The sequence below is a fragment of the Pseudomonas sp. GW821-FHT07E12 genome, assembly GCF_058986605.1.
In genome coordinates this window covers 1-5,657 of sequence record NZ_JBYSVX010000075.1, presented here as the reverse complement: position 1 = coordinate 5,657, position 5,657 = coordinate 1, and the positions used below count along the sequence as shown (strand labels likewise).

Below are 5,657 nucleotides of genomic sequence, written 5' to 3'. Positions count from 1 at the left end.
GGCTTCAGCCGCGATGAGGCTTTACCGGGAAAGCCTCATCGCGGCTGAAGCCGCTCCTACAACAGCGAGAGCGAGAGCGAGAAGCGAAAAGCCGCTTGGCAGGCGCCAAGCGGCTTTCCCGATTCCCGATTCCCGTCAGAACGTATAACGCACCCGGCCATACCAATACGCACCGTTGCTGCCGATCGGCGAGAGCACGTCATACGGCAGGTTGCCGTAGTAGTTGGTCTCGCTGTTGGACAGGTCCGGGTAGTTGTCGGTGATGTTCTGGCCGCCGATCGCCACGGTCCACTGCGGGGTGATGCGGTATTCGGCTTCCACGTCCAACTGCCATTCCGCGCCGTAGGTCTGCGGGGCCGAGGCCCAGCTGAAGACGCGGGTGACACTGCCGTAGCGCGACAGGCGCGAGGACAGCGTCCAGCGATCGTTGCTCCAGTTGGCGGCCAGCGAGGCGCGCGTCTTCGGGGTGGCGGTGGTCAGCGTGTTGGTTTCTTCCACGCCGAACAGCACGTAGTCCGAATCCAGCGCCAGCAACTGCGACGGTGTCGCCAGCACGTTCTTCAACGTGGTCTTGGCGTAGCTGAAGGTGCCGGTCAGCAGCAGGTCGCCGCCGAATGCCTGGTCGCGCCAGTTGGTCACCAGCTCGGCACCGCGGGTGCGGGTGTCGGCGGCGTTGACGAAGAAGCTGGCGCTCTGCAGGCCGGATACGCCGAAGGTGTTCTCCACGTACTCGGTGAGCGCATCACCGGTGATGCTTTCCGACAGCGCGATGCGGTCCTTGATGTCGATCTGGAAGAAGTCCAGCGACAGATCGAAGTGATCGCCGAGACGGCTGGTGAAGCCCAGGCTGTAGTTGACCGACTTCTCCGGCTTCAGATCGGTGGCGCCGAGTGCGCGCGCAATCGGGTTGTTGACCGACAGCACGCGGCTCTGCACCAACTGCCCCTCTGAGTTGTAGCCGGTCGAGGTCGACTCGAAACCGATCTGGCTCAGCGACGGCGCGCGGAAGTTGTTGGAGATCGCACCGCGCAGCGCGAATTCAGGGGCGAACTGATAGCGCGCGGCAAGCTTGCCGGTCCACTGGCTGCCGAAGTCCTGGTAGTGCTCGTAGCGGCCGGCCAGATCGGTGGAGAACTTCTCGCCGAACTGGCTGGAAACGCTGGCGTAGGCGCTGGCGACATTGCGCGACAGATCGGCCGCATCCTCCGGCGTCAGCCCGCCACCGGCCTGCGCGCCGGTCGGGCGGTCGGTGTAGGGGCCTGCCGCGTAGCTGGCTGGATCACCGGCATAGGTGCGGTACTGCTCGCGGCGGAATTCCACACCGGTGCCGAGTGTGTGGTTGGCGCCGATCGCCTCGAAGGCACGGGTCAGATCGAGGTTGGCCACGGTCTGGTCGAACACGTAGCGGCCGACCTTGAAGCTGGTCGGGCTGTCCGGGCCGAGCGAGGCGTTGAGCGAGTTGCGCAGCTTGTAGGTGAAATCGTTACGGCCGTAGTCGAGGCTGGCGTCGTAGTCCCAGTCGCCCCATTGCCCACGCGCACCGAACACGCCCTGGTAGTCGCGGTTGTAGCCCAGCGAGACCGGGCGGTAGCCGTTCGGATAGACCTCGGGCCAGTTGGCGCCGTCGGTGTCGTCCGGGTAGCGGAAGTAGTTGTCGCCCTGCGTATCGCGGTGGCTGTAGGTGCCGAACGCGTAGAAGCGGCTGGTCTGGCCGAACGGCAGTTCGCTGTTGAACCAGACGTTGATGTCGCGCGACTGGCCATCGCCCAGCGCATAGTTGCGCTTGCCCTGCAGCGCGAGGTTGGTCTCGTTCTGCTGCCAATCGGGAATCTGGTCGAAGCCGGCGCGGTTGGTGGCCGAGCGACGCTTGTACTCCAGGCCGGCCTTGATGAAGCCTTCCTCGCCCAGGCGCGTGCCGGCCTTGGCGGTGATCTCGCCGGTCTGGCCGTCGGTCAGTTCGCTGTGGATCGGCTTGAGGTCGGTGTGGTGCACGCCCCAGCTGGCCTCGACCTCGCCGTGGTCCGGATCGTCGTCGAGGATCACGTTGATGACACCGGCGATCGCATCCGAGCCGTACTGGGCGCCGGCGCCATCGCGCAGCACTTCGATGCGCTTGATCGCGCTGACCGGGATCGAGTTGAAATCAACCGGCGTGGTGCCCTTGCCGATCTTGCTGTCGGTATTGACCAGCGCCGAGGTGTGGCGGCGCTTGCCGTTGATCAGCACCAGCACCTGGTCGGGCGACAGGCCGCGCAGCTGCGCGGCGCGCACGTGGTCGGCGCCGCCGGAGTTGGACTGGCGCGGGAAATTGAACGACGGCAGCAGCGCCTGCAGCGCGCTACCCAGCTCGCCGTTGACGATGCCGGCCTTGCGGATGTCCTCGGCGGTGAGCACATCCACCGGAACGGTGGATTCGAGCACGGTGCGGTTGCTGGCGCGGGTGCCGGTGACGATCACCGTGTCCAGCGTGGTGGCGTCGGACTGTTGGGCGTAGGCGGGGGCCGACAGAGCCAGCGCCACGGCCAGGCCGAGCGCAGTGGGGTAGGGGCGCGACATGGGTTTTCTCTCCTGGAGCAACGACGGGACCGCGGGGAAATGGTTGCGGTCGATATCAACATCCATCTGGATGAAGCGATATATTAACAACGCGTTATGGCAGGGGCGAGGGGCGGCGCTTCTTTTCCCGGCATCACCACATCACCGATGCTTATGTGTGAGTCCCTCACAAGGGCGCGGCACGTCCTTGTGCCGGGGTTGTTGTTTGTGAGTCCCTCACAGGAGCACGGCACATCCATGTGCCGGTGTTCTTACCTGGGCGTCGCTCACAGCAGGGCCGCACATCCGTGTGCGGGTATCCTTTTTGCTTTCTCGCTCCCCCATTGGAGAACCGATGAATTTCCTGCGTACTTCCCTGCTGGCCGCGACCCTTGCGCTCTCGGCCTGCTCGACGCTGTCCCCGACCAAGCCGGCCACCACCGCCAGCACCACCGCCGCCATGCAGGGCGACGCCGCGCGGCCGTCTGACGGGCATGGTTGGGTACGCAGCGAGCTGTATTTCGGCGTCGGCGAGGAGAGCGGCCCGGCCGATCGCGCGCAGACCGAGAAGATCAGCGAGGCGCAGTGGCGCGCCTTCCTCGACAAGGAGGTGACCCCGCGCTTCCCGGATGGACTGACCGTGTTCGATGCCTACGGCCAGTGGCTGTTCCGGGGTGCCCCGGAGCCGAACCGGCTTGCCACCAAGGTGCTGGTGATCCTGCACGAGGACACCCCGCAGCGCCGCGCCGACATCGAGGCGATCCGGCTGGCGTGGAAGCAGGCCACCGGCCATCAGTCGGTGCTGTGGTCGCGTCAGGCGGTGGATGTTTCTTTCTGAGCACCGTCTGTTCACGGTCTCCGAGAGCAACAGGAATGTCGTCATTCCCGCTTTCGCGGGAATGACGAGCAAAGAAGCAGGTTTGTGGGCCTGTGGGATCGTAAACAGGCTCTGGGCTAGCGAGTTAGGCGCGACGTGCACACTCGGGATTGATTGTCTCTGTATAGGGATTTATTCTCCATATAGGGATTTCGAGTGAGGCGCCAATGTCAGCTCCAGACGATTTCGAACAGCGCCTTGCCGCGCGCCTGGCGGCATTGCGGCTGGAGCAGGGCTGGTCACTCGAACAACTGGCCGAGCGCAGCGGCGTCAGCCGCGCCGCGCTGTCGCGGTTGGAACGTGGTGATGTCAGTGCCACGGCGGTCGTGCTCGGGCGGCTCTGCGCCGTCTACGGCCGTCCGCTGTCTTCGCTGCTGGCCGAACTGGAAGGCGTGGCGCCGCAGCACCTGCCCGAGGCGCAACAGTCGGTGTGGGTGGATCCGCAGACCGGCTTCCGCCGGCGCGGAGTCTCGCCGCCGCTGCCGGGCCATCGCACCGAGCTGATCCACGGCGAATTGCCGGCCGGCGCCAGCATCGACTACCCGACCCCGCCGATCGCCGGCCTGGAGCATCACCTGTGGATGCTGTCGGGAACGCTTGAGCTGACCCTCGACAACACAAGCTACCGGCTGCAATCGGGCGACTGTGTGCGCTATCGCCTGACGGGTGCGTCGCGCTTCCACGTGCGCGGGGCAGCGCCGGCTTGCTACCTGCTTGCGATCACCCAACCCTGAGGCCCGTCGATGTCCGTCGAACTTCCTGCCGCTGCCCGCTTCGTGATCCGCGAGGACGATCTGTCCGGCACGCCCACGCGCGAATTGCTGGCGTACCACCTGCAGCAGATGCATGCGAACTCACCCCCCGGCAGCGTGTTCGCGCTGGACCTGTCCGGCTTGCAGGCGCCGGGCGTGACGGTGTGGGCGGCGTGGCGTGGCGAGCGGCTGATCGCGATCGGTGCGCTGAAGATGCTGGACGAGCGCAACGCCGAGCTGAAGTCGATGCGCACGCATCCCGATCATCTGCGCCAGGGCGCGGCGGCGGTGATCCTGGAGCACATCATCGAGGTGGCGCGCGATCGTGGTGTGCAGCGGTTGAGTCTGGAAACCGGCAGCGGGCCATCGTTCGAACCGGCGCTGGCGTTGTATCGGCGGCGTGGCTTCCGCAATGGTCCGGCGTTTTCCGATTACGTGGCGAGTGAGTTCTGCCAGTTCCTGCATCTGGATATCGATGGCGTCGACATCCCGGTAATCTGATTCCTCCCTTCGTTTCCCACGCCTGCGCCGCATGGCGGCGTCGGCACGGGACAGGACATGCAAGGAGTCGCAATGCCTTCGATGTATGAGATCTACGCCGGTCATGCCGACCGCTACGACGAACTGGTGTCGCGCGAGGATTGGCAGGGCAACCTGGGCCGGTACCTGCTCGAAACCTTCGATTTCGACGGCAAGCGCGTGCTGGAATTCGGCACGGGCACCGGACGCGTCACCGCGTTGTACGCCGATCGCGCGGCCGAGGTGGTGTGCTTCGATCGTTCCGCGCACATGCTGGAGCGGGCGCGGCATAGCCTGCGAGCGCATGCGGACAAGCTGGAGTTTCGTCTGCTCGACAACACCGGGATCGGCACGCTTGCGGAGCAGGCGGATGTGGTGATCGAAGGGTGGAGCTTCGGGCATCGGGCGCTGGATGTGGAGGATCCCGCGGTCGCCGCGGACGAACTGGTCAAAGCCTGCCTGGCGCAGTTGCGGCCGGGCGGTACGTTGATCCTGATCGAGACGTTGGGCTCCAACGTCGATGCGCCGGTGGCGCCGCTTCCGGAGTTGGAGGTGTTCTATCGGGCGTTGGAGCAGCGACATGGTCTGCGTCGCGATGTGGTGGCGACGGACTATCGTTTCGACAGTGTTGCAGAGGCGGAGCGGGCGTTCGGGTTCTTCTTTGGGGAGGAGGCCGCGATGGGGATTGGGGGGCGTGGGGATGGGGTGATTCCGGAGTACACGGGGGTTTGGTCGGGGCGGCGGGTTTTGTGAGGTTGGGTTGTGGTAGTGAGTAGTGGGTGTTGGAGCGGTAGTGGTGGTGTTGGTGGTGGGGCAGGACTTGCTCCGTTGCTTTGGCTATGTGCTGTCGTCCGTTGAGTGGTTGGCGATACGGTCCCTGCCATCCATCTAGCGTCGTCCCCGCGAAGGCGGGGATCCATGGACGTTGCTTCTCGGGTTTGAAGCAACAGCAACAGCAACTTCAACAGCAAAGG

General features: G+C 65.2%; 5 protein-coding genes. 4 read left to right on the top strand and 1 reads right to left on the bottom strand.

Going from position 1 to position 5,657, the window contains the following annotated elements; genetic code table 11:
* Positions 1-135: 135 nt before the first annotated feature.
* Positions 136-2,556: a TonB-dependent receptor plug domain-containing protein gene (locus tag AC3WJE_RS20855; RefSeq protein WP_493732757.1), complete on the bottom strand. Its 2,421-nt coding sequence runs from the start codon at positions 2,554-2,556 to the stop codon at positions 136-138.
* A gap of 334 nt (positions 2,557-2,890) precedes the next feature.
* Here AC3WJE_RS20855 and AC3WJE_RS20850 point away from each other — a divergent pair, with 334 nt between their 5' ends.
* From AC3WJE_RS20850 to AC3WJE_RS20835, 4 genes are all read left to right on the top strand, one after another.
* Positions 2,891-3,373, top strand: a complete 483-nt coding sequence (locus AC3WJE_RS20850; protein ID WP_493732756.1) for a DUF3574 domain-containing protein — start codon at positions 2,891-2,893, stop codon at positions 3,371-3,373.
* A 206-nt stretch (positions 3,374-3,579) separates the two neighbouring features.
* Positions 3,580-4,146, top strand: a complete 567-nt coding sequence (locus AC3WJE_RS20845) for a helix-turn-helix domain-containing protein (RefSeq protein ID WP_493732755.1) — start codon at positions 3,580-3,582, stop codon at positions 4,144-4,146.
* A gap of 9 nt (positions 4,147-4,155) precedes the next feature.
* Positions 4,156-4,665: a GNAT family N-acetyltransferase gene (locus tag AC3WJE_RS20840; protein WP_493732754.1), complete on the top strand. Its 510-nt coding sequence runs from the start codon at positions 4,156-4,158 to the stop codon at positions 4,663-4,665.
* A gap of 72 nt (positions 4,666-4,737) precedes the next feature.
* Entirely contained in the window at positions 4,738-5,436 is a 699-nt protein-coding gene (locus tag AC3WJE_RS20835; protein ID WP_493732753.1) for a class I SAM-dependent methyltransferase, read from the top strand.
* Positions 5,437-5,657 lie beyond the last annotated feature (221 nt).